1 rRNA gene is annotated in these 1064 nt (G+C 52.2%); it reads right to left on the bottom strand.

Annotation, left to right across the window (positions count from 1 at the left end):
• Window positions 1–1064: ribosomal RNA gene (locus A9G25_RS00125) — 16S ribosomal RNA — on the bottom strand; the annotation flags it as partial.

The raw sequence follows: 1064 nt of genomic DNA, 5'->3' as shown, positions 1-1064 counted from the left end.
GGAGTCGAGTTGCAGACTCCAATCCGGACTTAGACGTACTTTGTGAGGTCCGCTTACTCTCGCGAGGTCGCCTCCCTTTGTATACGCCATTGTAGCACGTGTGTAGCCCTGGTCGTAAGGGCCATGATGACTTGACGTCGTCCCCACCTTCCTCCGCTTTATCAACGGCAGTCTCCTTTGAGTTCCCGACCGAATCGATGGCAACAAAGGATAAGGGTTGCGCTCGTTGCGGGACTTAACCCAACATTTCACAACACGAGCTGACGACAGCCATGCAGCACCTGTCTCACAGTTCCCGAAGGCACTCTCGTATCTCTACAAGATTCTGTGGATGTCAAGACCAGGTAAGGTTCTTCGCGTTGCATCGAATTAAACCACATGCTCCACCGCTTGTGCGGGCCCCCGTCAATTCATTTGAGTTTTAACCTTGCGGCCGTACTCCCCAGGCGGTCGATTTATCGCGTTAGCTTCGGAGCCCATCACTCTAGGCAACAAACTCCAAATCGACATCGTTTACAGCGTGGACTACCAGGGTATCTAATCCTGTTTGCTCCCCACGCTTTCGCATCTCAGCGTCAGTATCTGTCCAGAAGGCCGCCTTCGCCACCGGTATTCCTCCACATCTCTACGCATTTCACCGCTACACGTGGAATTCTACCTTCCTCTACAATACTCTAGTTAACCAGTTTTAAGTGCAATTCCTAGGTTGAGCCCAGGGCTTTCACACCTAACTTAATTATCCGCCTACATGCCCTTTACGCCCAGTCATTCCGATTAACGCTCGCACCCTCCGTATTACCGCGGCTGCTGGCACGGAGTTAGCCGGTGCTTCTTCTGTAATTAACGTCAATTAATGTACCTATTAGATACACTTCCTTCCTCATCACCGAAAGTACTTTACAACCCGAAGGCCTTCTTCATACACGCGGCATGGCTGCATCAGGGTTCCCCCCATTGTGCAATATTCCCCACTGCTGCCTCCCGTAGGAGTCTGGACCGTGTCTCAGTTCCAGTGTGGCTGGTCATCCTCTCAGACCAGCTAGAGATCGTCGCCTTGGTGAGCC

Origin of the sequence: Gilliamella sp. Bif1-4, assembly GCF_001690535.1 — a bacterium.
Lineage (GTDB): Bacteria > Pseudomonadota > Gammaproteobacteria > Enterobacterales > Orbaceae > Gilliamella > Gilliamella bombi.
Note: the sequence above shows the minus strand (reverse complement) of the source record. Positions and strands in the feature narration are given on the sequence as shown.